Source organism: Chryseobacterium sp. JV274 (assembly GCF_903969135.1).
GTDB lineage: Bacteria > Bacteroidota > Bacteroidia > Flavobacteriales > Weeksellaceae > Chryseobacterium.
The window spans coordinates 626,459-650,815 of the sequence record NZ_LR824569.1 but is presented as its reverse complement, the minus strand read 5'-3'; the positions used below and the strand labels follow the sequence as shown (position 1 = coordinate 650,815).

Genomic DNA, 24,357 nt, shown 5'->3' with positions numbered 1-24,357 from the left:
AAATTCAGAGTCTGATTCTTTTACGGTTGAAAGAAAGAGGATTTACTTATATTTGCCTCGCAAAGCAAATTCAAATGTTCAAAAAAGTAATCATTGTATCTATCCTTGGATTTAATACGGTTTTTTGTTCGGCCCAACAGGTTCGGCCCTCAAAATCATCTGAAATTTACCGCGAACTCAAAACACTTAAACATCTACCTAAAGTTTTATACCTTGCCGCTCATCCCGATGATGAAAATACAGGATTACTTTCCTGGTTAATCAACGACCAAAATGTAGAAACGGGTTATTTATCTTTAACCAGAGGTGATGGTGGTCAGAATTTATTAGGTACAGAGCAAGGTGCTGCATTGGGTTTAATCAGAACACATGAGCTTTTAGAAGCAAGAAAGTTAGACGGCGCCCAACAGTTTTTTACCCGGGCGATTGATTTCGGGTTCTCTAAAAATACAACCGATACCTTTAAACAATGGGACGAAAACAGCATTATCGCTGATGCAGTTTGGGTCATCCGTAAATTCCGTCCAGATGTTATCATTTGTCGTTTTCCTCCTACTGCTGCGGCAGGCCACGGACAACATGCGGCTTCGGCTGTGGTAGCGGAAAAAGCTTTTAAGCTGGCAGGTGATAAAACGGCTTTTCCAGATCAACTAAAATATGTGAATGTATGGCAGCCAAAACGCGTATTGTGGAATACTTTCCGATTTGGCGGAGTCAATACGACTGCTGAAAATCAACTGAAAGTTACCGTTGGGCAATATGATGCGCAACTGGGAATGGGCTACGGTGAGCTTGCAGGATTAAGCAGAAGTTTACATAAAAGCCAGGGTGCGGGAACACAGTCTGTAGCTGGCATCAGAACTGAATATTTTGCCCATGTTACCGGCGAGCCTGCAAAAGAAACACTTTTTGACGGAGTTGTTAAAACCTGGACTTCAAAAGGAAATGCTGATATTGACCATTCGTTAGATGAAATTATTTCTGCTTTCAATTTCAATAATCCGGAACATAGCCTGCCTGCATTGCTTGCATTGCGAAAAAAGATTCTGGCGCTGCCTGATGCAGACCTAAAAAAGGATAAGATTACGGCACTTGATAATATCATTCTAAGCTGCGCCGGTTTTATGGGCGAGGTGGTTACCAGTCAGGCTGAAGCTGTTGCCGGAGATCATTACAATTTCAGGCTCAATCTGATTTCAAGAACTGTAAATCCTGTTGTTTTAGAAAATGTAAAATGGCTAGGTCAGTCAGAGAGCATCAACAAAAAACTATCAAAAGATTCTTTAGTTACCATTCAGCATGACATTCAGATTCCTGCAGATGCAGCACTCACGGAGCCTTACTGGCTGGCAAAACCAGCTGTGAACCCGGCAATTTTCTCTGTTCCCAATGATACTTTAGTTGGTTTGCCTGAGGCAGAATCACCACTTAATGTTTTGCTTGATTTAAAAATCGGTTCGGAAAAGCTTCAGGTTAAGCTTCCTTTATCTTTCAAGAAATTAGATCCGGTGCGTGGTGATGTTGTCGAAGCTTTGCGCATTGTTCCTGCACTGGAACTGAAATTTACACAACCGGTTTATTTAGTCAAAGAAAATGAAGATTTACATTTGAGTTTAAATGTTAAGGTTAATTCTAACAAACAGTACAGCAACGGTATTCTCAACCTGATGTATAACGGAGAGAGATTGGGAAGTGCTGATGTAAATTCGCTCAAAGGGAAAGACACTACCATCGAATATATTATTCCTAAAAATAAGCTTGCCTCCATACATTCGGATCGTTTGCAACTGGATGCAAATTTTGTGGCAGACGGAGTAACTTATAATAAAAAACAAGTATTAATTCAGTACCCGCATTTACCCACCTTGCAATATTTTGCGCCTGCAACGGTAACCGTAATGAAAGGTGATATTCAGGCAGCGGTTAAAAAAGTGGGTTATATAGAAGGTGCTGGTGATTTCATTCCTGATTTTCTGCGTATAGCAGGTATTCAGGTAGATGTCCTGAAGGACGAAGATTTTTATGGCAGCGTAAATGAATCCGGCGGAAGCGGCAGTCAAAACAAGCTGTCACAATATGATGCCATCGTAATGGGTGTTCGTGCCAATAACACAGAGAAAAAGCTGGGTCGCTGGATGCCTTTTTTATGGTCTTATGCAAAAGCTGGCGGTAATCTGGTGATGCAGTACAACACCAATCAGGATACCACTGTTGACAAATTGGGGATTTACAATTTCAGTATTGCCAATAAGCGGGTTACCGAAGAAAATGCTGCAGTTACGTTTTTAAATCCCAATCATAAAGTACTGAACTTTCCGAATAAAATTACTGCGGATGATTTTAAAGGCTGGGTACAGGAGCGTGGTGCCTATTTCCCTGCTCAATGGGATGCAGCGTATGAACCGCTTTTTGAAATGCACGATACAGATGAGGAACCTCTGCAGGGATCAACTTTATATGCCAAATATGGAAAGGGTAATTTTATTTATACACCGTTGGCATTTTTCAGACAGCTTCCTGCGGGAAATGTTGGGGCGGCACGTTTATTTTTAAACTTTTTATCTGCACAGAAAAACTGATGAACAAGAAACTTAAAAATTGGAATACCTGGTACATACTATTAGCAGCTGCATTAGTATTCCAGATCGCATTTTATTATTTGTTTACTAAATTCTGGGCATGAGCAATATAGATTGGACAGTTCTCATTTTTACACTTGTTGTAGTAGTTGTTTACGGCGTATTTATCGGTCGTGGCCAAAAAAGCAACGAATCCTACCTGAAAGCAGATAATAAAATGCCCTGGTACATTGTGCTTATCGGTATTATGGCTACGCAGGCAAGTGCCATTACATTTCTTTCAGCACCGGGCCAGGCTTATACAGACGGGATGCGTTTCGTTCAGTATTACTTTGGCCTGCCTTTGGCGATGATTGTTATCTGTATCACTTTCATCCCGATTTTTCAGCGCTTAAATGTTTATACGGCCTATGAATATTTAGAAAACCGTTTTGATAAAAAAACAAGGGTACTTACTTCACTGCTATTTCTTTTTTCCAGAGGCCTATCAACAGGAATCAGCATTTATGCTCCGAGTATCATCTTATCAAGCGTTTTAAACTGGAATATTTATTTAACCAATGTTTTAACAGGCGGTATTCTGTTGATTTACACTTATATTGGCGGAGCAAAAGCGATTGCTCACACCCAAAAATTACAGTTTCTCATTATTCTGGGAACCATGGCTTTTGCTGGTTTTCTGCTTGTTCAAAATATGCCGGATGGAATTGGTTTTAAAGATGCGCTTTATCTGGCGGGAAAATCCGGAAAGCTCAATGTAATCACCACAGAATTCGATTGGAAAGATAAGTACAATATTTGGAGCGGGATTATTGGCGGTTTTTTTCTGGCACTTTCTTACTTCGGTACGGACCAGAGTCAGGTTGGGAGATATATTACCGCGAAAGACAATACCAATGCAAAAATGGGCTTGCTGTTGAACGGATTGGTTAAGATTCCGATGCAGTTTGCTATTCTCCTGATCGGTGCTTTGCTTTTCGCTTTCTTTTCTCTGAAACCGGCTCCGATTTATTTTAATGAAAGATCTTATCAATATTTAAAGGAATCACAACCTGAACAGGCTGCGATTTTTGAAAAAGAGCATCAGGATTTACAAATAAAATTTAATGCAGAATCTAAAGAAATTCTAAAGTTGAAAGAAACTCATTCTCCCCAACTTAAAAAGACAATTCAGGATTTTAAAAACACACAAACCCAGGTAAAAGCGCTTCACGGCAGGGTAGAGGAAGCGATCAATAATTCAAACTATAATGCGGAGAAAACGGATACCAATTATATTTTCCTGTATTTCGTAAAAAATACCTTGCCTGTAGGGATGATCGGCTTACTGTTTGCCGTCATTTTTCTGGCCAGCTGGGGTTCAATTTCTGCAGCGCTGAATTCTCTTGCCGCCTGCTCATTAAAAGATGTTCATTTGATATTTAGCAAAGAAATTCCTGATCAGGAAACCGAATTGAAGTATAGCCGGCTGCACACTTTAGCCTGGGGTATTTTCTCAATTGGTGTAGCCATGTTTGCCACGCAGATGGGTTCCCTTATTGAAGCGGTGAATGTATTAGGCTCTCTTTTCTATGGCCCGATATTAGGGATTTTTCTTGTCGCATTTTACTATAAAAAAATCAATGGTGCGAATGTATTTATTGCTGCCATTTTATCAGAAATTGCCGTCATTGCCGTTTATCAGTTTGATATCGTTTCTTTCCTTTGGCTTAATGTAATTGGGGCTGCTGCGGTAATTATATTTTCGACAATTGGGTTATTGTTTTATAAGCCAAAAGCAGTAAATTCGTAAACGGATAAATGAAAATAACCAAATAACAAAATATTATGAATACAATGATTAAGTCTGCTACCATGATTTTTGCTGCAATGACGATTTCAGTGAATGCCTTTGCACAGGAAACTAAAAAACCTGCCAGCCCTCCGGCTACTGCTACAGGGAAAATTAAAGATGCAACCATTACCATTGCCTATAGCAGTCCTTCTGTTAAAGGACGTACAATCTGGGGCGGTTTAGAAGCTTATGATAAAGTTTGGCGTGCAGGTGCCAATGAAGCAACTACTTTCGAAACGGATAAAGATATTACCGTTCAGGGTAAAAAACTGCCTGCAGGTAAATACAGCTTTTTCTTAATTCCTAAGGCATCCGGAACCTGGACTGCCATTTTCAACAAAGAGCCAAAACAATGGGGTGCTTATAAATACGAAGAAGCAAAAGATGCTTTGCGTGTTGATGTAAAAACAAAGGCTTTACCGGCAACACAGGAAACTTTAGTTTATAAAATAAACAATAATGGATTCACAATGGATTGGGATAAAATCTCAGTTCCTGTAGAGGTAAAATAAATTTAAATATAAGAAATTAAAATCCCGTTAATCCGGGATTTTTTGTTGAGGTCAAACTCTTAATGAGAGGGATTGATTTGAATTATTTACGGTTTTCCATAATTAATGTCTAAAACAAATAATTAATATTGTCCGATTAAATAGGTGAACCCGATATTTAGGAATAAAACATTATTTTTTTAGCTATTAATTAACAAAATTAAATATAATGACCATAAAATCTAAACAACTTTTCATTATCATCGGAGATGACAGAACAGGTAAGACAACACTTCAGAAACTTTTAATTGATCGACTTTGTGGTTTAGGCTATGAACGTTTACCAGTAAACAAACTGTTTGATATTAACCATCCCGAAATAAAAAGAAAGTATCAAAGTATTTCTTTTGGTAATAGAAGTTATCAAGAAAAAATTGGCGACTATGAAACGGTTGATAATTATTTTCAAAATCATTTTCATCCAGCAGATATTGCTTTTATTTCTTCGCATTTAGTTCTTTCAGATATTCAACAAATGATAACAAATGGCAGAAATATGTTTTATAACGTGAATGGGCTTTTTTGGACAAATTCTATAGATAGCAATAGAACTGCAAACTCTCAAATCTCTTCGCTTGACTGGAATGAAAGATTTTTAATAACAAATCCTTATTCTGATAATGAAGAATTGATACAACGACAACTTGAGCAAATAGCCGACAGCATAGTTGATTTACTAATTAATAGGACTTCAATTTCATAGTTTTTTGAAGGATATTTACTGAAATTATTCTTTAATTATTACTGATGATTTTAATTAAAGAATCTCATCATATTTTCTAAATATCAAAAAGAAGTGAAAGGTAAGAACCCTTGGAATTAATAGATCGATGACTGATGATGGGACTTTTGATTCTGTAATACATAAATTTACAGGTTAGTAGAAATATTAAGTAAAACAACTATATTAAATAACAATTATGAAAAAAACAATTGCTTTTTTTACTATTCTTTTATCAGTAATTAATATTCAAGCTCAGGAAAATATTGATTTATTGACATACGAAAACACTCAGGATATTAAATTTTTTAACACTATTAAAAGTGGCACTCAGGTTAAGGAATATATAACAACGAGTAAAAATAGTGTGAAGGTGGGGGACACTTTAATATTAGGATCTCCTACCTCTGAAGAACTGAATACAAGAACTTATTCAGGGAGTTATGGAAATAAGGCAAGAGGGGGTATTTCACAATCAAGAAGTACTTCAAAAAAAACGTATGAATTTATACAAATGGGAAGACCAGCTGGATTTGGAAGTATTATGTCTGCTATGGGTGGTGATGCACAGAATATGGCAGATAACAGTTTAAAAAATACTAGAGTTATTGTCAATGAAATAAAAACATATCATAGAGGCAGTAAAAATAAACCTCTGTATGTAGTTATGGTTCTGGGAGAAATAAATGGCAGAGCTTTTGGAATAAATAAATATTTAAGTGTAATGGATACCGAATTAGGGATTGAGTCTGGTGAAATTCTTTTAAAAAATAAAAAAATGACCAGAGATGAAGCGATTGCAAAATTAAAAGAAGCGAAAGAACTAGTGGAAATTGAGATGATGAGCAAAGAACAGTTTGAAGAATTAAAAAAAGAACTCGCTCCAATTATTAACAATAATAACTAAGAATAATACTTGTGCTGATAAGGATTAGCAACAGCGGGGCTGAAATTTTTCAATCCACGATTGTGTGTTGTTACAATTTTGTGATATAGTTGAAAGTTTCGTATTCGTTTTGCCTACCATCACATGCCCAAAACGTTTATTTTATTACGTTTCAATCTCAAGAATGATGTTTATATGAAACTAGTTTAATGTTTCGCCTTACCATTTATCAAGATTATTTCTTAAACTAGTTTGCCCTTTTTTGAATGACTTTCCTCCTAATTTTGATCTAGATAAATAATTAAAAATCAAAAGAAATGGAAACATTAAAAAAAGTGGCCGTTATCGGTCTGGGGAATATTGGAAAAGCAATCGCAGGTGATCTGATCAATAACAGCCATGAGGTGATTGTAGCATCAAGAAATAATGAAGATTCTGCGGACTTCGCTCAGCAATCCAACGGTTTTGCTCAAAGTATGGATATTGATCAGGCAATCAACGAGGCAGATATTGTGATACCTGCAATATGGTTTGGGGCTTTTAAGGAATTTTTCAATGATTATGGGGATATGCTGAAAAATAAAATCATTGTTGATGTATCCAATCCTATTGCTCCAGATGGAAATGGAGGGTTTAAAAAGATTATCGGAGAGAAAGAATCTGCTGGAGAGCTTAATAGATCTGTACTTCCCCAGGGAGCCAAGCTTGTAAAAGCATTCGGAACATTAGGGGCTGGAAATCTTGCCGGAGCATCCAACGGAAATCCTGAAAAAGCAGTATTGTTTTATGCTTCAGATGATTCATCTATTGACAAGGATATTGAAAAAGTGATAGAAAATGCAGGATTTGATCCTTTAAAAGTAGGAGGGATTGATCAGTCTATTCGTATTGAAGTTTTTGGAGATTTGCATGAATTCGGTGCATTGGGGAAAACAGTGAGCCTTTCAGAAGCGAAGTCTAAATTATAGAAAACACTTGCTTAAGTATACAAAAAGCCGGATTCATTAAGAACCCGGCTTTTTGTATTATTTTTTATATTAATTTCTAGATATGTTCTATCTTCTTTTGACTACTAATTACATTCAGGGTAACTCCCAAAAGGATCAAAGTGATTCCTATCAGCAGGTTTGTAGTAAATTTTTCATGAAATAGCAATACACTTACCATTACCGCAACTACCGGTTCTAATGCTCCTAAAATGGCCACTGGTGTAGAACCAATATGTTTAATGGCATATACTAGGCATAAACTTGAGATCACTGTAGTAAGAAATGCAAAAACAAGAAAGTTCAGAAAGATGGATATGGAAGGAATAGCAAATGATTCATGACCCATAACTGCCTTTGTCATAAAAAACAGCGAAGTAAAAAACATGGAAAAAAAAGTAAGCTTAAATCCTGATACCTTTAGGTTTGCCTTGTTCACAATGACCATATAAAGGGCATAAAAAAGAGAACTCAGCATCACGATTCCTAAACCTGTGAAATTAATTTCCAATCCGTTTCCTTTTAAGCATAAAACAATCACCCCTGCAAAAGCAAACAATAATGAAACTACAGATAATCTGGAAAGTTTTTCCTTATAAAAGAAAAACATGATCAAAGCTACAATAACCGGATAGATAAACAACACGGTGGAAGCAATTCCCGGAGTAAGAAAATCATAACCCAAAAACAAAAAATCCGAAGAAAGAGCATAACAGGTCCCAAGCACTGCCAGAATTAATGCTTCTTTTTTATTGATTTTAAAACTCTCTCTGGAATACAGCAGATATCCTCCCACCATCAAAGCTGAAAAGAAAAATCTATAAAACAATGTAATATCCATTGAAAAATGTACCTGCTTGATAGGCAGGATGAAAATCGGAATCAGCCCATATGAAACAGCTGACAGAATCCCCAATGCGTAACCTCTAAGTTTCATGTATTGTTATCGGTATTAAATAAAAAACCACTGAATCAATCAGTGGTTTTTATTATTTTAAAATTAAATCGGTTTAAAACTTAATCCTTGTTCCTGCAGTAATTTTTGTTCCTGCTCTTTATAGTAACCACTTACTAATTTATCATGAATCGCTTCAAATGCGGCCAGAGTTTCGTTAATCTCTGCATCTGTATGAGAAGCGGTAGGAATTAATCTTAAAAGAATCATTCCCTTCGGAATCACCGGATATACCACCACTGATGTGAAGATACCGTAATTCTCTCTTAAGTCTTTTACTAATAGAGTTGCTTCTACCGGAGTTCCCTGCATCATTACCGGAGTTACACAAGTGTTGGTATCTCCAATGTTGAATCCTCTTTCTTTAAGTCCGTTTTGCAGTTTGTAAACATTCTCCCAAAGTTTAGCTTTGATCTCAGGCTTTGATCTCAACAGTTCCAATCTTTTCAATCCTCCGATTACCATTGGCATTGTAAGAGATTTTGCAAAGATTTGTGATCTCAGGTTGAATTTCAGATATCTGATGATTTCTTTATCACCTGCAAGGAATGCTCCGAAACCTGCCATTGATTTAGCAAACGTAGAGAAGTACACATCAATCTGATCATTACAGTCTTGCTCTTCACCCACACCGGCACCCGTTTTACCAAGTGTTCCGAAACCGTGTGCATCATCTACCAATAGTCTGAACTGATATTTTGATTTAAGATCACAAATCTCTTTGATTTTTCCCTGCTGGCCTCTCATCCCGAAAACTCCTTCTGTAATCACAAGAATACCTCCTCCTGTTTCTTCAGCCACCTTAGTTGCTCTCTGAAGGTTTTTCTCAAGGCTCTCCATATCGTTGTGCTTGTAGGTAAATCTTTTACCGGCATGAAGTCTTACTCCATCCACGATGCAGGCATGAGAATCCATATCATAAACAATTACATCATTTCTGCTCACCAAAGCATCAATGGTAGAAACCATTCCCTGGTAGCCAAAATTCAATAAGTATGCTGATTCTTTTTGTACGAAGTCTGCCAATTCTCTTTCCAGCTGAAGATGCTGATCTGTTTCACCAGACATTGCTCTTGCTCCCATTGGATAGAACATTCCGTATTCTGCCGCCGCTTTTGCATCCGCTTCTATTACTTCAGGATGATTACACAATCCTAAATAGTCATTGGCACTCCAGAAAATTACTTCTCTACCCTGAAATTGCATTCTAGGGCCAATAGGTCCCTCTAATCTTGGGAAAATAAAATAGCCTTCACCATAATCTGCAAATTGTCCAAGTGGTCCTGGATTTTCTTTTATTCTTTCAAAAATATCCAACATTGTATCGTAATTTTTAAGTAATAAAGCCTTTTTTGTCAGAACACGCAAAAGGCTTTATTTGTATTTTGATTTTATTCGTTTTTATTTGATAAACTCCGTTTTGAAAACTTCGTCATAATTGTGAACACAGTTGTTGACAAATCCCTGTTCGGCCATCCATTGATCACTGTATACTTTAGTGATGTATCTGGAACCGTGGTCAGGATATATTAAAACAATCAGGTCATTCTCTGTAAGCTCATGAGACTGGGCATACTGTATCAGACCCTGCGTTACTGCTCCGGTAGTATAACCTCCCATAATGGCTTCTTTCAAAGCAATTTCGCGGGTTCTGTACGCGGACATTTCATCATTTACCCTTACAAACTCATCTACCTTGTCGAAAAGCAGGGCAGCAGGGATCAGGTTTTTACCCATTCCCTCAATCTGATAAGGATGTACATCTTCTTTATGGATTTCTCCTGTCTCGTGATAGCTCTTCAATATAGAACCATCTGCATCCACACCAATGATCTTGATATCCGGATTTTTTTCCTTCAAAAACTTGGCAGAACCGGATAGTGTACCACCAGTTCCTGTACAGGCAAAAAGGTGAGTGATCTTACCTTCTGTCTGTTCCCAGATCTCTGGACCCGTCGTCTGATAGTGCGCATCAATATTAAGCTCGTTAAAATATTGATTGATGTAAATAGAATTAGGAGTCTCCTGGGCAATTCTTTTAGCAACTTCATAGTATGATCTCGGATCATCTGCAGGTACATTGGCTGGGCATATATACACCGTAGCACCCAATGCTTTCAGATAAGCAATTTTCTCAGGTTTTGTTTTATCACTTACTGCAAGAATACACTTATATCCCTTAATGATACATACCATCGCAATAGAAAACCCAGTATTGCCTGATGTAGTTTCTACAACTACAGAATCTTCTTTTAAAAGGCCTTTTTTCTCTGCGTTCTCTATAATGTGAAGTGCGATTCGGTCTTTGGTGGAATGTCCAGGATTATATGATTCTAACTTGGCGTAAACGGTTGCTGGAATATCTTTTGTAACAGTATTTAGCTTCACCATCGGAGTATGTCCTATTAGGCCAAGAATATTATCGTAAACATTACTCATTATTTGTTATTTTCAATAAAAATCTGACTGCAAAAATACAAAAAAATAAATAATTACTAAACTTTTGTTTGGTTTCTAGGGCATAGTTTTGTAAAAAGTCATTTTCTTATTTACAGTTTTGACACGTCTATAATCGCAAATACTACGCCAAAATTTTTAAATTTTGTTAAAACCCGCATAAAATAAGATAAAAGCCTTATTTTCGCATAATTGATTTAATACTATGAAAAATTGGACTTTTAGGCAATGGAACACCGTTTCAGGATGGGTGATTTTCGTCATTGCGTTTTTCACGTACTTGTCCACCATAGAACCCAATTTCAGTTTTTGGGATTGTGGCGAGTACATTTCTTCTGCAGTAAAACTTGAAGTAACGCACGCTCCCGGAGCAGCTTTATTCCAGATAGTGGGTGCCGTGGCAGCCATTTTTGCATTAGGGAAGGGCGAAAATTATTCTATCGTGATCAACGCGATGTCTGCATTGTTCAGTGCGCTGACTATTTTATTTTTGTTCTGGACGATCACACATTTTGTGAGAAGACTTCTGAACAAAGATTTTGAAGAAATTACAAAACATCAGGAAATCTCTATTTTATTTGCCGGAGCGGTAGGAGCACTTTGCTTTACCTTTTCAGATACATTCTGGTTCTCAGCAGTAGAGGGAGAGGTTTACTCTATGGCTTCTATGTTTATCGCGCTTTTGGTCTGGTTGATCACTAAATGGGAAAATGAGTACAAAGCGGGAGACAGTGAAAGATGGATTATTCTTATTTTCTTCGTTTTAGGACTTTCTGTAGGGGTGCATATGATGGGTATGCTGGCAATTCCTGCAGTATGTCTGGTATATTATGCAAGAAACTACAAGTTTACCTGGAAAAATTTTATCTGGGCAAACCTTATTACATTGGGGATTTTGATTATTGTTTTCAAAATTATCTTCCCTTTGATTATGACAATGTTCGGAAGACTTGAGATTTTCTTTGTGAATGGTCTTGGACTTCCTTTCCACTCAGGAACGATTGCCGCTTTTGTTTTAATGGTAGCGATTTGCTATTTCTTAATCAAATATGCAAAGAAAGCAAAGAAAAACATCTACCAGACTGCAGCTTTATCAGTAGTTTTCATGATGATCGGATTCTCTTGCTGGATGGTTATTCCTATCAGAGCCAATGCTAATCCACCGATGAACCTTAATGATCCGGATACTGCAATTGGTATGCTGGATTATTATAACAGAGAGCAGTATGGTGACTGGCCTACAATCTACGGACAAAACTATACAGCATTCCTTGATGCTAACGGAATTGAGAAAAACGAAGACGGAAGCTTTAAGACACAAAAAACCGGAGAGATCTACGAAAAAGATGAAAAAACCGGAACGTACAGAAAGACCGGAGACCGTTTCAATTATGTCTTCAATAAATCTCAGGTAAGCTTAATGCCGAGAATGTTTAATGAGGATAAGGATGTAATGGCTAACTATATTTCAATGTATGGTGCGCCTGATTTTACATTTAATTATGCTAATGAAGATGTGGCAGATAATCCACAGGCCAAGCAGATCTTTGACGAGCTGAGAGCAAAATATGAAGACAAGTCAATTACTGCTGCAGATTATCTGAAAGTAAAACCTTATAACCTTATCAATGTTCAGAAGCCTTCATTCCTTCAGAATATGGAGTATTTTATTTCTTTTCAAAATGGATATTACTTTGTAAGATACCTGATGTGGAACTATGTAGGAAGACAGAATGATCTTGAAGGAAACATGGAAAGCACAAAAGGAAACTGGATTTCAGGAATTCCTTTTATAGATAATGTAACTGTAGGAAACCAGGATAAAATGCCTGCTAAATTCAAAAATGAAAGTACGGTAAAATTCTTCTTCCTTCCGTTAATTTTAGGTCTTATTGGATTCTTTTTCCAATTAAACAGAGACTTCGGAAGATTCTATGCACTGTTATCTTTATTTATTTTAACAAGTGTCGGGATTGTTTTCTATACAGGAGTAAAACCTTTTGAACCGAGAGAAAGAGATTATGCAATGGTAGGTTCATTCTACGCATTTGCAATATGGATTGGTATGGGAGCAGGAGCAATTCTATGGTTCCTGCAGTCTAAAATAAAATCAAACGGAGCTAATATTGCTTTAGGAGTGGTTTTATTAGGTGTACCTTTCATGATGGGCTTCCAGAACTACAATGTTCATGACAGAAGCAACAGATATACAGCGTATGATTACGCGTATTCAGTTTTAAAATCATTACCGAAAAACGATATTCTTTTCGTTTACGGAGATAACGATACTTATCCGGTTTGGGCGATCCAGGAAACAGAAAGATTCAGAGATGATGTGAAGGTAGTGAACTTTACCCTTGCTTCAACTCCATGGAACCTTGATCAGATAAAAAGAAGAACTTATAACGCTATGGGAATCCCTAGCCAGCTGACCCACGAAGATTACAGAGACGGTGTAAATGACCAGATCTATATGATGAAGAAAGAAGATTGGGAAGGTGTTTTCTCTATGTTGAAAGAGCAGGGAGCTCCTGAGACAGAATTCCAGTCTTTCAGAAAGTATCTTACTCAGGATTCTTTAACATTGAAAGAAGCAATCAATTTCATTAAATTCAAATCTCCTGAGAAAGACGAATTGTTGAAAATGTATTTTGGGGAAGAGAAATTTGAAAAGTATAATATTCTTCCGGTAAATAAATTTATTCTTCCGGTAAATAAAGAAAATGCTTTAAAAGCAGGAATCATCAACAAAGAAGATCTTCCAAATGTTGCGAATCAGATCATGATTACTTACAAAGGAAATACATTATATAAGAACAACCTTATTTTGATGGATCTTTTGGCAAACTTTGATTGGAAACGTCCAATCAACTTCTCATCAGGAGGTATCTATGACAGTGAGAATATTTTCTATCTGAACGATTATCTTCAGTTTGACGGATTCAGCTACAGATTAATTCCCATCCAAACACCTCCTACAGCTGATGGAGACATGGGAAGAGTAGATGCTAATTCTCTTTATAACGTAGTGAAAAGCTTCAGATGGGGGAACTTCAAAAACTTAAATGCTCACTTTGATGAAACAGCGACTTCCAATATTATCAGCTATAGAATGTCGGCGAGCAGAGCTGCTGCTGCACTTGCATTAAACGGACAGAAAGCTAAAGCATTAGAAATTCTGGATCTTGCAGCAAAAGAAATTCCTGCTGAGAAATATAACGACCCTCGTTCATTAAGCTCAATTGTATCAGGATATATTATTGCAGGACAGGAGCAGAAAGGTCTTCAACTTGCTGAGGTTCTTAAAAAAGGAATCTTTGAAGAATACGATTATTATTTAAGCCTTTCCAAAGCAGATCAAAGCTACCTGAGAAGACAAATGAGAACAAAACCTATGGAATATTCTCTTGTAGTAGCTGCTGTAACGGATGCTTACACGAAGATCGGGCAGAAAGAAAAAGCATATGCTTATCTGGTAAAATCTATAGAGCCTATTGACAAGAAGTTCAATGTATTTGTCAAAGATCTTCAGGAAATGGGCAAAGAAAAGGCGATGAAAGAGTCTGAAAATGTTCAGCAGATCACGCCATTCTATCAGTACTTATTTGATGTGATGGAACCATATGATTCTACGTATTCAAAAGAAAAAGAAAATCAGATAACGACAGCAATTATCAAAGCAACTAAATAACATACTTTAAAACGGGACTTCGGTCCCGTTTTTTATTATTGGGATTCCTGAATATTAAGATTATATTTGTGAAATTAAAAATACATAATGGCTGAAACAAAAAATAGCAGGTTCCCTATCTATGCCGTAATTGCTACAGTTGCTTTTAAACTTCTTTTTTTACTGACACATTATATCCAGGAAGATGCGTTTATTACCTGGAGAGTGGCCCAGAATCTACTGGATTACGGAGTAATCGGTTTCAATGGTGATGCCAAAATTTCTGCATCTACTACCCATTTTTATGTTTTTGTATCTTACCTTTTCAATCTTGTTTTTGGAAAAGAAAACTTTATTGAACCTCTTTTAATATTCAATTCTATATTGTTTACGATAGGAACGTTGCTTCTTTCCCATTTGGTTCTTAAAAACCCATGGCATAAGGCAATCTTTATATTTTTGATCGGCATTTTACCTCCGGCCATTAAAATTTCAATTCTCGGAATGGAATATGGAATCCTGTTTTTCCTCGAGATGGCATTGTTGTATTATGGTTTCCATAAAGGGAAAAAATGGATGCTGACACTTCTTCCGGTGTTAATTATGTTTACAAGAATTGATACTGTGATATTCCTGGGAATTGTATTTCTCGTAGATCTGTTCTGGAACAGAAAAATCAGATGGAACTATATTTTTGGCGGAATTCTGGGTGTTTTATCCACGGTTGCTTTCAACTGGTTTTACTTTGGCGAATTGGTTAACAATACCATTACAGCAAAAAAACTTCTTTATAGCGAGAACTTTACGATCCAGCAGCATATCGGCTACTTTTTTAAGAGCTTCGGAAACTTCTGGGGAATGCTGAAAGTTCCCGGAGATTTCAATCCTATGACAGTTGTAATATTGATTTTTGAACTTCTTTGCTTCATTTATCTGATCAGACAAAGAGAAAAGAGAAACTACTTCTTATGGATGATCTTCATTTTCGGATGGGTAAAACAGATTATTTTTATTTCTCAGAAAAGCTTGTTCGACTGGTATTACTGGGTACCTCAGCTTTTGCTTTTCGTTCCTATTCTTATTTTTGTACTGGAACAGAAAGAAAAGAGAAATTTATGGCTGTCATTACTTGTTGTATTTTATATTTTTCCGATGCTTGTTTTCCAGACTGTTCACTGTATTGCAACCGGAAACGGAGAGTGGAACTACCGCAGAACGATTGGTATCTTTTTAAATCAATATGAAAAGGATAAAAACCAGTGGATACTATTGGAACCTGCTGGTTATGTACCTTATTTTTCAGGATTAAAAACGATTGATGAGGTTGGATTGGTAGATAAGCAGATTCAGTCAGAAATTAAAAAAGACAAAGTAAATTACTGGATCAATACGGTAAAGACAAGAAAACCGAAATACCTTCTTTCTTACCAAAATCTATATGACGGGAACAATACAAATTCAGAGTACTATAAAACTCATTATAAGCTTCTGAAAGAATTCAGAGTGAAAGATCATCTGAGAAGTGACAATAAAATTTTAGAGAAAATTTACAACCTGAAACCTTCCGGTACAGACTATAATTTGTACATTAGAGTTGATTAAAATATTTAAGCATTTAAAAAATAAGGAGCTCCCTTAACTCTTTTACTCCAAACCTTGCAACCTATCATCTAAACCCTGCAAAAATGAAATACTGTGCTTTTCTCCGTGGCGTCAACGTAAAAGGAACCAATATGAAAATGGCGGATGTCTGCCATGTCTTTAAAGATGCCGGAATGACTGATGTGGTTTCAATATTGGCTTCCGGAAATATTGTATTTTCTTCGGATAAAAATACTCAGGATTTAAAGGTGATTCTGGAAAAGGCAATGTCAGATTATTTTTCTTATGAAGCATTTTTGTTTGTAAAATCTCAGGAAGAGACTGAGGTTTTCTGGAAGAGTATACCTTTTGAAAAGAATGAAGAACTTCATATTTATGGTTTTGTTGGGATTCCGGGTATTGAAAAAGTTCTGATGGAAGAATTTCAAAAAGCTGCTCAGGTGGAAAATGAGAAGGCGGAAATTGTCAATGATATATTTTACTGGCAGGTTCCGAAAGGCAATACTTTGGACTCTACCTTTGGAAAGGTACTGGGCAAAAAAAACCTTAAAGATCAGTTTACCAGCAGAAATGTGAATACGTTTGAGAAGGTTTTGAAAAAGTTCTGATGCCTGGGTTGTTGATTTATCTAATAGTGATGTTCGCAATTGCTAATTTCTATTATTACGTTTTTAAGAATCCCTCAAAGATTTTTAAGCTTTTTATCCTTTTCTTTATCCTTATTTCTATTATTTCGTTAGTGGTTTCACTTAATTATTCAGCAAGTGTATTGGAAGGTTTCATTACACTCACCGGGTATTATACTTTGCTTTTTGGAATACATTTATTATTAAGGAAAGTGTTTAAAATCAATAAATATCCTTTTTATATCATTGCTTTTTTCCTTGCTTCATTTTTGATTACAGTTTTCTTTGCAGCATTGATGCAGGATATCTTTAATTACTCTTAGTACCAAATAATTTCCATTTGTGAAACTTTCTCAGTATTTTTACTGAACTTTTTAATTACAATAAAATGATTCAGTATTTAGATAATATTTCGCACAAAGATTCAAAGAACTTTTTCCTTATTGCCGGACCTTGTATTATTGAGGGGGAAGATATGGCACTAAGAATTGCTGAAAAAGTAATCAATATCACGGATAAATATAATATTCCTTATATTTTTAAAGGAAGCTTCAAAAAGGCCAACAGAAGCCGTGTAGATTCTTTCACAACTATTGGAGAGGAAAAATCACTGGAAATTCTAAAAAAAGTAGGAGAGACATTTAACATTCCTACGACAACAGATATTCATGAAAATGAACACGCAGCTCTGGCAGCACAGTATGTAGATGTTCTGCAGATTCCCGCATTCCTTGTTCGTCAGACTGATTTATTAATCGCAGCAGCGAAAACAGGAAAATGTGTTACCCTGAAAAAAGGACAGTTCCTTTCACCGGAAGCCATGAAGTTTGCTGTTCAGAAAGTAACAGATTCTGATAACCAGAAAGTAGCGATCATTGAAAGAGGAAATTCTTTCGGATATACAGACCTTATCGTGGATTACAGAGGAATTCCTACGATGAGAGAATATGCTCCCGTTATTTTAGATGTTACACACTCTCTGCAGCAGCCTAACCAGAATTCAGGGGTTACAGGTGGAAGACCGGACCTTATCGAAACCGTTGCCAAAGCAGGAATTGCAGTAGGAGCAGACGGAATTTTCATAGAAACACACCCTACACCGGAAACAGCATTGTCTGATGGTGCCAACATGTTAAGATTAGATTTATTAGAAGATTTGTTACAAAAACTAACAAGAATTAGAGAATCGATTTTGTAATTGTTAAAAAAACATTAATTTTAGAAATTCTAAAACATTTCTTTTGAAAAAACTAGTTTTACCGCTAAGCCTTATGGTCCCGTTTCTGATTTTCTCACAACAAAGAAAAAAGGATACAGCGACCACTAAAGTGACCGATATAGAGGAAGTTGTCTTCCAGAAAAAAACAACAGGAAGAACCAACGACCTTACCAATGTGAGAATTTCAGCAAAAGAAGCAAAATCTGTAGCTTCTATCAACGGTGGAATTGAAGGATTGCTTAAGACACTTCCTTCCGTAAACTCCAATACCGAGCTGTCTTCCCAATATATGGTTCGTGGTGGAAACTATGATGAAAATCTTATCTACATCAATGATATTGAGATCTACAGACCTTTCCTGATCAGAAACTCACAACAGGAAGGGATGAGTATCATCAATCCGGATATGGTTTCTGCAGTGAATTTCTCTGCAGGAGGATTTGAAGCCAAGTATGGTGATAAAATGTCTTCCGCTTTGAATATCTATTATCGTGAACCTGAAAAATTTGAAGTTTCAGGAGAGGCTAGTTTAATAGGAGGCAGGCTGACAACAGGGCTGGCTTCAAAAAATAAAAAATTTACAGCTTTATTTTCCGGACGATACAGAAATACCAATCTTGTTCTTAATACCTTGAAGGAAGATACAGACTTTAACCCTACGTATTGGGATTTCCAGTCTTATCTGAATTATCATGTCAGTGATAAATTCTCTGTGTCATTCATCGGATATTATTCCAAGAATGATTACGAAATGATTCCTAAAGCAAAAAGTGTTACTTTCGGAAGCCTTCAACAGCCTATTACAGTAAATATAGGATATGCTGGTAAAGAAAATGACCAGTATAAAAATATGATGGGTACATTCTCCATGAATTATAAGCCGACCGACAAATGGAAGCTTACTTTGGATGCCTTTGCCTATCAGAACAGAGAAAGAGAATATTATACAATACAGTCAGCATATGAGCTTCAGACATTTGATCCGGTAACACAGCAGCCTGTGACATCTTTCGATGTTGGCGGACAGATAGAACATGCAAGAAATGATTTATTTGTAAGAACATACGGAACACAGTTCAGAGCCAAATTTTCTCCTAATGTAAATACCGACTTTGAAGTTGGATTTAAATATGAGAAAGAAAACCTGAAAGATTTTACCAACGAATGGAAATTGGTAGATTCCGCAGGATATAGTATTCCAAGACCGGAAATTATTGATCCCAGAACCGGAACTACAGGAGATCTTAAGCTTGCTTATTATATTGCCGGACAAAACAATATTGAACCTACAAGACTTTCAGCCTATGCACAGTATTCGCAGAAATTCTACTGGGGAGCGAGCAAAGTGTTTGTAAATGCCGGAGTACGTGTTGCCAACTGGAGTTTCAATAAAGAAACAATATTCTCTCCAAGAGTCCAGTTTGCGATAAAGCCTGATTGGGACAGTGATATGTTGTTCAAAATTTCAGGAGGTATCTATTATCAGTCTCCTTTCTATAAAGAAATTAAAGATTTAGACGGTAATTTTAATTCTAATATAAAGTCACAGCGCTCTATCCAGGTAATTCTTGCCAACGATTATGAGTTCCAGATGTATGACAGACCATTTAAGCTTACAACAGAGCTTTACTATAAGAAAATGGATAATCTGATTCCGTATTATATGGATAATGTGAGGATCCGTTATTCCGGGCAGAATAATTCCAAAGGATATGCGTATGGTATTGATACCAGATTATTCGGAGAATTTGTGCCTGGTGTAGATTCTTGGCTGTCTGCAAGTTATGCCAGAGTATATGAAAATATTGATGGAAGGGGAGATATTCCGAGACCTACAGATCAGAGATTGAGATTTGCCATGTTCTATCAGGATTATATGCCAAGCTTTCCGTCTATGCGCGTGAATCTTACTTTGGTCTATGCTATGGGATTGCCTACAGGAGCTCCTGTACTATTCAACAGTAACGGGCAGCCGGATTTTGGTTCTGCTTATAATTATCAGCAGACTCTTCCTGCCTATAAAAGAGTAGACTTAGGATTGACAAAAGTATTTATCGATCCGAAAGAAAAGAATAAGAGATCTGGTTTCTGGGGTAATTTTGAAGAACTGACATTAGGAGTTCAGGTTTTCAACGCATTCAACATCAACAACACGGTAGCGAACCAATGGATCACCGATTATAACAGCAATTATATGTATCCGGTTCCGGTACGTCTTACAGGACGTTTCTTCAATGTGAAACTGGAGTTCAAACTGTAAAAATTAGAGGTTGAGGTTGACTTTAATCTCTCAAAAAATAAATAAAAGCTTTCGGAAAAATTCGGAAGCTTTTTATTTTGCCCGAATTTTATAACAACATTACCAAATTTTATAACAATGGTCTCAAAGATATTTTTAATTTTGTCTTATCAATGAAAAAGATTCTTGCCATATTGTTTTCTATTTTCTACTTCGGATTTTCTTCCGGAGCAGCTTTTAGCATTCATTATTGCATGAAGGAATTTGTTTCTGTAAGCCAGAAAACTGATGGTATCTGTGCTAAATGCGGTGTTAAAGACAAAAAAGGATGCTGCAAAACAGAGATCAAAGTAGTAAAAGTAGATGATTCCCAGAAGTCTGATCTTCTGAACATCGATTTTTTAAGTTCAATTTCAGAAGTCCCGGTGAAACATCAGTTTGCTGTTGTTGACAAGTCTTTTTCAGTAACCAAGTATACTCAAATTCAGATTAATGGACCACCAGAATACCGGCCGGTTCCTATCTACATCAATCATTGTAATTTTAGAATTTAGAATCCGTCTGTCGTTTTCTGTATCATTACCGTATACAGCTACTGGCGACATGTTCTGACGCATATTTCTGATGCGTCACCATTATTCTTTATTAAAAATTAATTCTAAAATTTAAAACAATGAAAAAATATATCATCACAGCAGCCTTATCTTTATTCTCAATCATTTCATTATCAGCACAATCTAAAAAGGATGCTCAGGTTTCTAAGCTGTATCAGAACTATATCGCAATCAAATCAGCGTTAGCTTCAGATGATGCTGACAAAACATCAAAAGCCGCAACAGAATTCATTAAAACAGCTTCAACCATTGATTATAAAATGGTTTCAGAAGGTAACCTGAATGTTCTGAGAAAAGATGCATCTGCTATTTCTGAAGCAAGAAACGTTGCTGCCCAAAGAGAAACTTTTTTCAATCTTTCAGATAATATGATCGCTTTGACCAAGCAGTTCAAACTTTCTGAAAAACCAGTCTATGTACAATATTGCCCAATGGCTGACGGAAGCTGGCTGAGCGACGAAAAACAGATCCTTAATCCATACTACGGGAAGTCTATGCTTTCATGCGGAAGTGTAAAGTCAGAGATTAAATAATTAGTCTATTATTCTTTAAAATAATAAGTTGTATATCTTAAGTTATAATTAACTTTAAGTTGTACGGCTTCTAAAACTTTGAAATATTATGAAAAAACTGATAATGTTTCTGGTGCTTTTATTCTCTGTTTTTACTTTCGCACAAACTACAAAAACATATTATACCTGTCCGATGCACCCTGAAGTGGTGTCCTCAAAACCTGGAGACTGCCCGAAATGCGGAATGACTCTGGTTAAAAAGACGGTCGTTGTAAAGCCTTATGCGAAACCTATACTTAAAACAGAAACGAAGACAAAGCCTGCAGAAACAAAAATAAATAAGGTAAAAGTTGAGAGAAATGGAGACCTTAAAAAGGCAAGTAAAACAAAGGAAACCAATAAGGCTGAGAAAGCAAAAGTAATAAAGCCTTCTGTTCAGCCAGAGAAAAAAGCTCTATCACCAGCTAAAACCCAGGTTTTAACTCAAGCTCAAACTACTTATACCTGTCCGATGCATCCTGAAGTAGTTTCCGATAAGCCGGGAAAATGTCCTAAATGTGGGATGGATCTGGTTGAAAAGGAAGATCATTCTCATGTACAGGCAGAAAATCCGAAAGAGGAGAAATCTATTTTAAAACGTAATTCTGAAAACGGAAGAATTACTTTTGGTGGGAAAACAGTTCGTTATGATCTGTATGTAAAAGATACCATTGTCAATTTCACTGGAAAAAGCAGGAGAGCTATTGCGATCAACGGGAAACTTCAGGCTCCTACTTTATATTTCACAGAAGGAGATACTGCCGAGATTTACCTGCACAATATGCTTAAAGAAAATACAGGATTGCACTGGCATGGAGTAATTCTGCCCAATGAGCATGATGGAGTTCCCTATCTTACTACAAAACCTGTGACACCGGGAGAAACCCACTTATACAAATTCAGAGTTTCCCAAAACGGAACGTATTGGTATCATTCCCATGAAGCCCTTCAGGAGCAGATAGGAATGAATGGAATACTGGTTTTCAATAAAAGAGAAGGTGAGCCTAAAACAGAATACAATGCGGAAATTCCTGTTTTGCTGGGCGATTGGAGTGATGATGATCCCATGCAGATTGCAAGACGACTTCATATGGCCAATACAGACTGGTATGCGGTAAAGAAAAATGCAGTACAGAGTTATTGGGAAGCCATCAAGTCCGGAAACTTCGGGACAAAAGCATTGAATGAATGGAAAAGAATGGAAGCCATGGATGTAAGTGATGTCTATTATGATAAATTTCTGATTAATGGTACTCCCAGTTCTGATTATTCTAATCTAAAAGCTGGTGATAAAGTAAGATTGAGAGTCGCCAATGGAGGTTCATCCACCTATTTCTGGCTGAATTATGGTGGAGGAAAGATAAAAGTAGTTGGAAATGACGGAAATGATGTTGTCCCGGTAGAAGTTGACCGTCTGATTGTTGGGGTTTCCGAAACGTATGACATTGAAGTTACCATTCCTGAGAATAAAAGCTTTGAATTCAGAGCGACTTCTGAAGATAGAATAGGACATGCTTCCCTTTGGCTGGGTTCAGGTGAAAAAATTGAAGCACCCAATCTTCCAAGGCTGATGCTTTTTGAAGGAATGAAAATGATGAACGGAATGATGGAGATGAGCGGAAATATGAAACCGATGAATATGACGATGGGAAATCAGATGATGGATATGAATGAAGTGATGTACCCGGAATTATCTGAAAATCAAAGAAAAACTACAGCGAAACATATCAATGAGATGATGGGAATGAAGACAAAGGAAGATAAAAAAGAAGATCACTCTCAACACTCAGAAATGGAGATGAAGGAAGAAAAAACAATCAAGAGATTGTCTTACAATATTTTAAAATCTCCTGAAAAAACTATTCTTCCTACGGATACCATTCGTGAAATGAAATTTACACTGGAAGGAAATATGAACCATTATCTGTGGACGCTGGACAACAAAACTGTTACAGAAACAGATAAAATACTGATAAAAAAGGGAGAAATTCTTAGAATTAAAATGTATAATAATTCTATGATGCGCCACCCGATGCACCTTCACGGGCATGATTTCAGATTAATCAATTCAAAAGGAGAGTATTCTCCATTGAAAAATGTGGTAGATATCATGCCGATGGAAACCGTAACAATAGAGTTTGCTGCCAATCAGGATGGAGACTGGTTTTTCCACTGTCATATTTTATATCATATGATGGCAGGAATGGGAAGAGTTTTCAGTTATGAAAATTCAAAACCGAATCCACAGCTTCCGAACAGAAAATTAGCCTGGAAAAATTTTATACAGGATAATACAATGACCAGTTCTATGGCGATGCTGGATATAGCAAGCAATAAAATTCATGCAGAAACAATGACAATGTTCGGACCGAGATGGGCAAACCTTAACGAGTTTCATTCCAACTGGAATTTTGATCATTTTGAAGGAAGTGCAAAAGTAGGACGCTTCTTAGGAAAATTCCAATGGGCGCTTCCTTATGCAGGAGTCAGAGTTCAAAAAAATCATGAGATCATGGAAAGACAGATGACAGAGGATATGGGTATGGATTTTCATGGTAAAAAAACCTGGTTCGGACAGCAGAAAGCTTCCAAAAACAAATTTGCATTCATGATAGGTATGCAGTATGTACTTCCCATGTTGATTACCGCTGATGCAAGTGTGGACCAAAACGGAAAAGTATTATTGGAGCTGAGCCGTGAGGATATTCCACTTTCCAGAAGACTGAGAGGAAATTTCAGTGTCAATTCTGATGGGGAATTCTCAACAGGAATGAGATATATTCTTCAAAAATGGTTATCCGTTTCCGGAAACTATGATAATGAAATGGGCTGGGGTGCAGGTGTTACTTTAACCTACTGATACACAA

At 36.7% G+C, this 24,357-nt stretch carries 17 protein-coding genes; 14 read left to right on the top strand and 3 right to left on the bottom strand.

Annotated features, from left to right (window positions below):
* Positions 1 to 74 precede the first annotated feature (74 nt).
* From CHRYMOREF3P_RS03010 to CHRYMOREF3P_RS02985, 6 genes are all read left to right on the top strand, one after another.
* Positions 75 to 2,579, top strand: a complete 2,505-nt coding sequence (locus CHRYMOREF3P_RS03010) for a PIG-L family deacetylase (RefSeq protein WP_180563831.1) — start codon at positions 75 to 77, stop codon at positions 2,577 to 2,579.
* A gap of 100 nt (positions 2,580 to 2,679) precedes the next feature.
* Positions 2,680 to 4,371, top strand: a complete 1,692-nt coding sequence (locus tag CHRYMOREF3P_RS03005) for a sodium:solute symporter (protein WP_180563830.1) — start codon at positions 2,680 to 2,682, stop codon at positions 4,369 to 4,371.
* 35 nt (positions 4,372 to 4,406) lie between these two features.
* Positions 4,407 to 4,925 (top strand): DUF2911 domain-containing protein, encoded by a 519-nt coding sequence (locus tag CHRYMOREF3P_RS03000; RefSeq protein ID WP_077417113.1) that lies wholly within the window; start codon positions 4,407 to 4,409, stop codon positions 4,923 to 4,925.
* A gap of 208 nt (positions 4,926 to 5,133) precedes the next feature.
* Positions 5,134 to 5,667, top strand: coding sequence for a hypothetical protein (locus CHRYMOREF3P_RS02995; RefSeq protein ID WP_180563829.1), 534 nt, complete (start codon positions 5,134 to 5,136; stop codon positions 5,665 to 5,667).
* A gap of 217 nt (positions 5,668 to 5,884) precedes the next feature.
* Positions 5,885 to 6,592, top strand: coding sequence for a hypothetical protein (locus CHRYMOREF3P_RS02990; RefSeq protein WP_077417117.1), 708 nt, complete (start codon positions 5,885 to 5,887; stop codon positions 6,590 to 6,592).
* A 296-nt stretch (positions 6,593 to 6,888) separates the two neighbouring features.
* Positions 6,889 to 7,539, top strand: a complete 651-nt coding sequence (locus tag CHRYMOREF3P_RS02985) for an NADPH-dependent F420 reductase (protein ID WP_077417119.1) — start codon at positions 6,889 to 6,891, stop codon at positions 7,537 to 7,539.
* A 76-nt stretch (positions 7,540 to 7,615) separates the two neighbouring features.
* Here the strand turns inward: CHRYMOREF3P_RS02985 and CHRYMOREF3P_RS02980 are convergent, their stop codons facing one another.
* The 3 genes from CHRYMOREF3P_RS02980 to CHRYMOREF3P_RS02970 form a co-directional block, all read right to left on the bottom strand.
* Positions 7,616 to 8,494 carry a DMT family transporter gene (locus CHRYMOREF3P_RS02980; protein WP_077417121.1) on the bottom strand — a complete coding sequence of 293 codons (879 nt, stop codon included), beginning with the start codon at positions 8,492 to 8,494 and terminating at the stop codon, positions 7,616 to 7,618.
* Between the two features lie 63 nt (positions 8,495 to 8,557).
* Positions 8,558 to 9,829, bottom strand: coding sequence for an aminotransferase class I/II-fold pyridoxal phosphate-dependent enzyme (locus CHRYMOREF3P_RS02975; RefSeq protein WP_175627264.1), 1,272 nt, complete (start codon positions 9,827 to 9,829; stop codon positions 8,558 to 8,560).
* An 84-nt stretch (positions 9,830 to 9,913) separates the two neighbouring features.
* The gene (locus CHRYMOREF3P_RS02970; RefSeq protein WP_077417123.1) at positions 9,914 to 10,951 is read right to left on the bottom strand and encodes a PLP-dependent cysteine synthase family protein; all 1,038 of its coding nucleotides are present in this window, start codon (positions 10,949 to 10,951) and stop codon (positions 9,914 to 9,916) included.
* Positions 10,952 to 11,174: 223 nt separating this feature from the next.
* On the opposite strand from CHRYMOREF3P_RS02970, the gene CHRYMOREF3P_RS02965 reads away from it, so the two are divergent.
* From CHRYMOREF3P_RS02965 to CHRYMOREF3P_RS02930, 8 genes are all read left to right on the top strand, one after another.
* Entirely contained in the window at positions 11,175 to 14,660 is a 3,486-nt protein-coding gene (locus CHRYMOREF3P_RS02965; RefSeq protein ID WP_077417125.1) for a DUF2723 domain-containing protein, read from the top strand.
* Positions 14,661 to 14,747: 87 nt separating this feature from the next.
* Complete coding sequence (locus CHRYMOREF3P_RS02960; protein WP_180563828.1) at positions 14,748 to 16,241, top strand: hypothetical protein; 1,494 nt, start codon at positions 14,748 to 14,750, stop codon at positions 16,239 to 16,241.
* An 83-nt stretch (positions 16,242 to 16,324) separates the two neighbouring features.
* Positions 16,325 to 16,849 (top strand): DUF1697 domain-containing protein, encoded by a 525-nt coding sequence (locus tag CHRYMOREF3P_RS02955; RefSeq protein WP_077417129.1) that lies wholly within the window; start codon positions 16,325 to 16,327, stop codon positions 16,847 to 16,849.
* A gap of 406 nt (positions 16,850 to 17,255) precedes the next feature.
* Complete coding sequence (gene kdsA, locus CHRYMOREF3P_RS02950; RefSeq protein ID WP_047385197.1) at positions 17,256 to 18,065, top strand: 3-deoxy-8-phosphooctulonate synthase; 810 nt, start codon at positions 17,256 to 17,258, stop codon at positions 18,063 to 18,065.
* Positions 18,066 to 18,108: 43 nt separating this feature from the next.
* Positions 18,109 to 20,346 (top strand): TonB-dependent receptor plug domain-containing protein, encoded by a 2,238-nt coding sequence (locus CHRYMOREF3P_RS02945; RefSeq protein WP_180563827.1) that lies wholly within the window; start codon positions 18,109 to 18,111, stop codon positions 20,344 to 20,346.
* 152 nt (positions 20,347 to 20,498) lie between these two features.
* Positions 20,499 to 20,879: an HYC_CC_PP family protein gene (locus CHRYMOREF3P_RS02940; RefSeq protein ID WP_228408819.1), complete on the top strand. Its 381-nt coding sequence runs from the start codon at positions 20,499 to 20,501 to the stop codon at positions 20,877 to 20,879.
* 119 nt (positions 20,880 to 20,998) lie between these two features.
* Positions 20,999 to 21,472 carry a DUF3347 domain-containing protein gene (locus tag CHRYMOREF3P_RS02935; protein WP_077417135.1) on the top strand — a complete coding sequence of 158 codons (474 nt, stop codon included), beginning with the start codon at positions 20,999 to 21,001 and terminating at the stop codon, positions 21,470 to 21,472.
* 103 nt (positions 21,473 to 21,575) lie between these two features.
* On the top strand, positions 21,576 to 24,350 hold the full coding sequence (locus CHRYMOREF3P_RS02930; RefSeq protein ID WP_180565744.1) for a multicopper oxidase domain-containing protein: 2,775 nt from the start codon (positions 21,576 to 21,578) through the stop codon (positions 24,348 to 24,350).
* Positions 24,351 to 24,357: the final 7 nt, after the last annotated feature.

Excerpts from the sequence above, each read along its gene's own strand:
- CHRYMOREF3P_RS03010 (WP_180563831.1), top strand. The coding sequence starts at position 75 with ATGTTCAAAAAAGTAATCATTGTATCTATCCTTGGATTTAATACGGTT.
- CHRYMOREF3P_RS02940 (WP_228408819.1), top strand. The coding sequence starts at position 20,499 with ATGAAAAAGATTCTTGCCATATTGTTTTCTATTTTCTACTTCGGATTT.
- CHRYMOREF3P_RS02930 (WP_180565744.1), top strand. The coding sequence starts at position 21,576 with ATGTTTCTGGTGCTTTTATTCTCTGTTTTTACTTTCGCACAAACTACA.
- CHRYMOREF3P_RS02985 (WP_077417119.1), top strand. The coding sequence starts at position 6,889 with ATGGAAACATTAAAAAAAGTGGCCGTTATCGGTCTGGGGAATATTGGA.
- CHRYMOREF3P_RS02980 (WP_077417121.1), bottom strand. The coding sequence starts at position 8,494 with ATGAAACTTAGAGGTTACGCATTGGGGATTCTGTCAGCTGTTTCATAT.
- kdsA (WP_047385197.1), top strand. The coding sequence starts at position 17,256 with ATGATTCAGTATTTAGATAATATTTCGCACAAAGATTCAAAGAACTTT.
- CHRYMOREF3P_RS03005 (WP_180563830.1), top strand. The coding sequence starts at position 2,680 with ATGAGCAATATAGATTGGACAGTTCTCATTTTTACACTTGTTGTAGTA.
- CHRYMOREF3P_RS02995 (WP_180563829.1), top strand. The coding sequence starts at position 5,134 with ATGACCATAAAATCTAAACAACTTTTCATTATCATCGGAGATGACAGA.
- CHRYMOREF3P_RS02935 (WP_077417135.1), top strand. The coding sequence starts at position 20,999 with ATGAAAAAATATATCATCACAGCAGCCTTATCTTTATTCTCAATCATT.
- CHRYMOREF3P_RS02990 (WP_077417117.1), top strand. The coding sequence starts at position 5,885 with ATGAAAAAAACAATTGCTTTTTTTACTATTCTTTTATCAGTAATTAAT.
- CHRYMOREF3P_RS03000 (WP_077417113.1), top strand. The coding sequence starts at position 4,407 with ATGAATACAATGATTAAGTCTGCTACCATGATTTTTGCTGCAATGACG.
- CHRYMOREF3P_RS02965 (WP_077417125.1), top strand. The coding sequence starts at position 11,175 with ATGAAAAATTGGACTTTTAGGCAATGGAACACCGTTTCAGGATGGGTG.
- CHRYMOREF3P_RS02955 (WP_077417129.1), top strand. The coding sequence starts at position 16,325 with ATGAAATACTGTGCTTTTCTCCGTGGCGTCAACGTAAAAGGAACCAAT.
- CHRYMOREF3P_RS02960 (WP_180563828.1), top strand. The coding sequence starts at position 14,748 with ATGGCTGAAACAAAAAATAGCAGGTTCCCTATCTATGCCGTAATTGCT.
- CHRYMOREF3P_RS02970 (WP_077417123.1), bottom strand. The coding sequence starts at position 10,951 with ATGAGTAATGTTTACGATAATATTCTTGGCCTAATAGGACATACTCCG.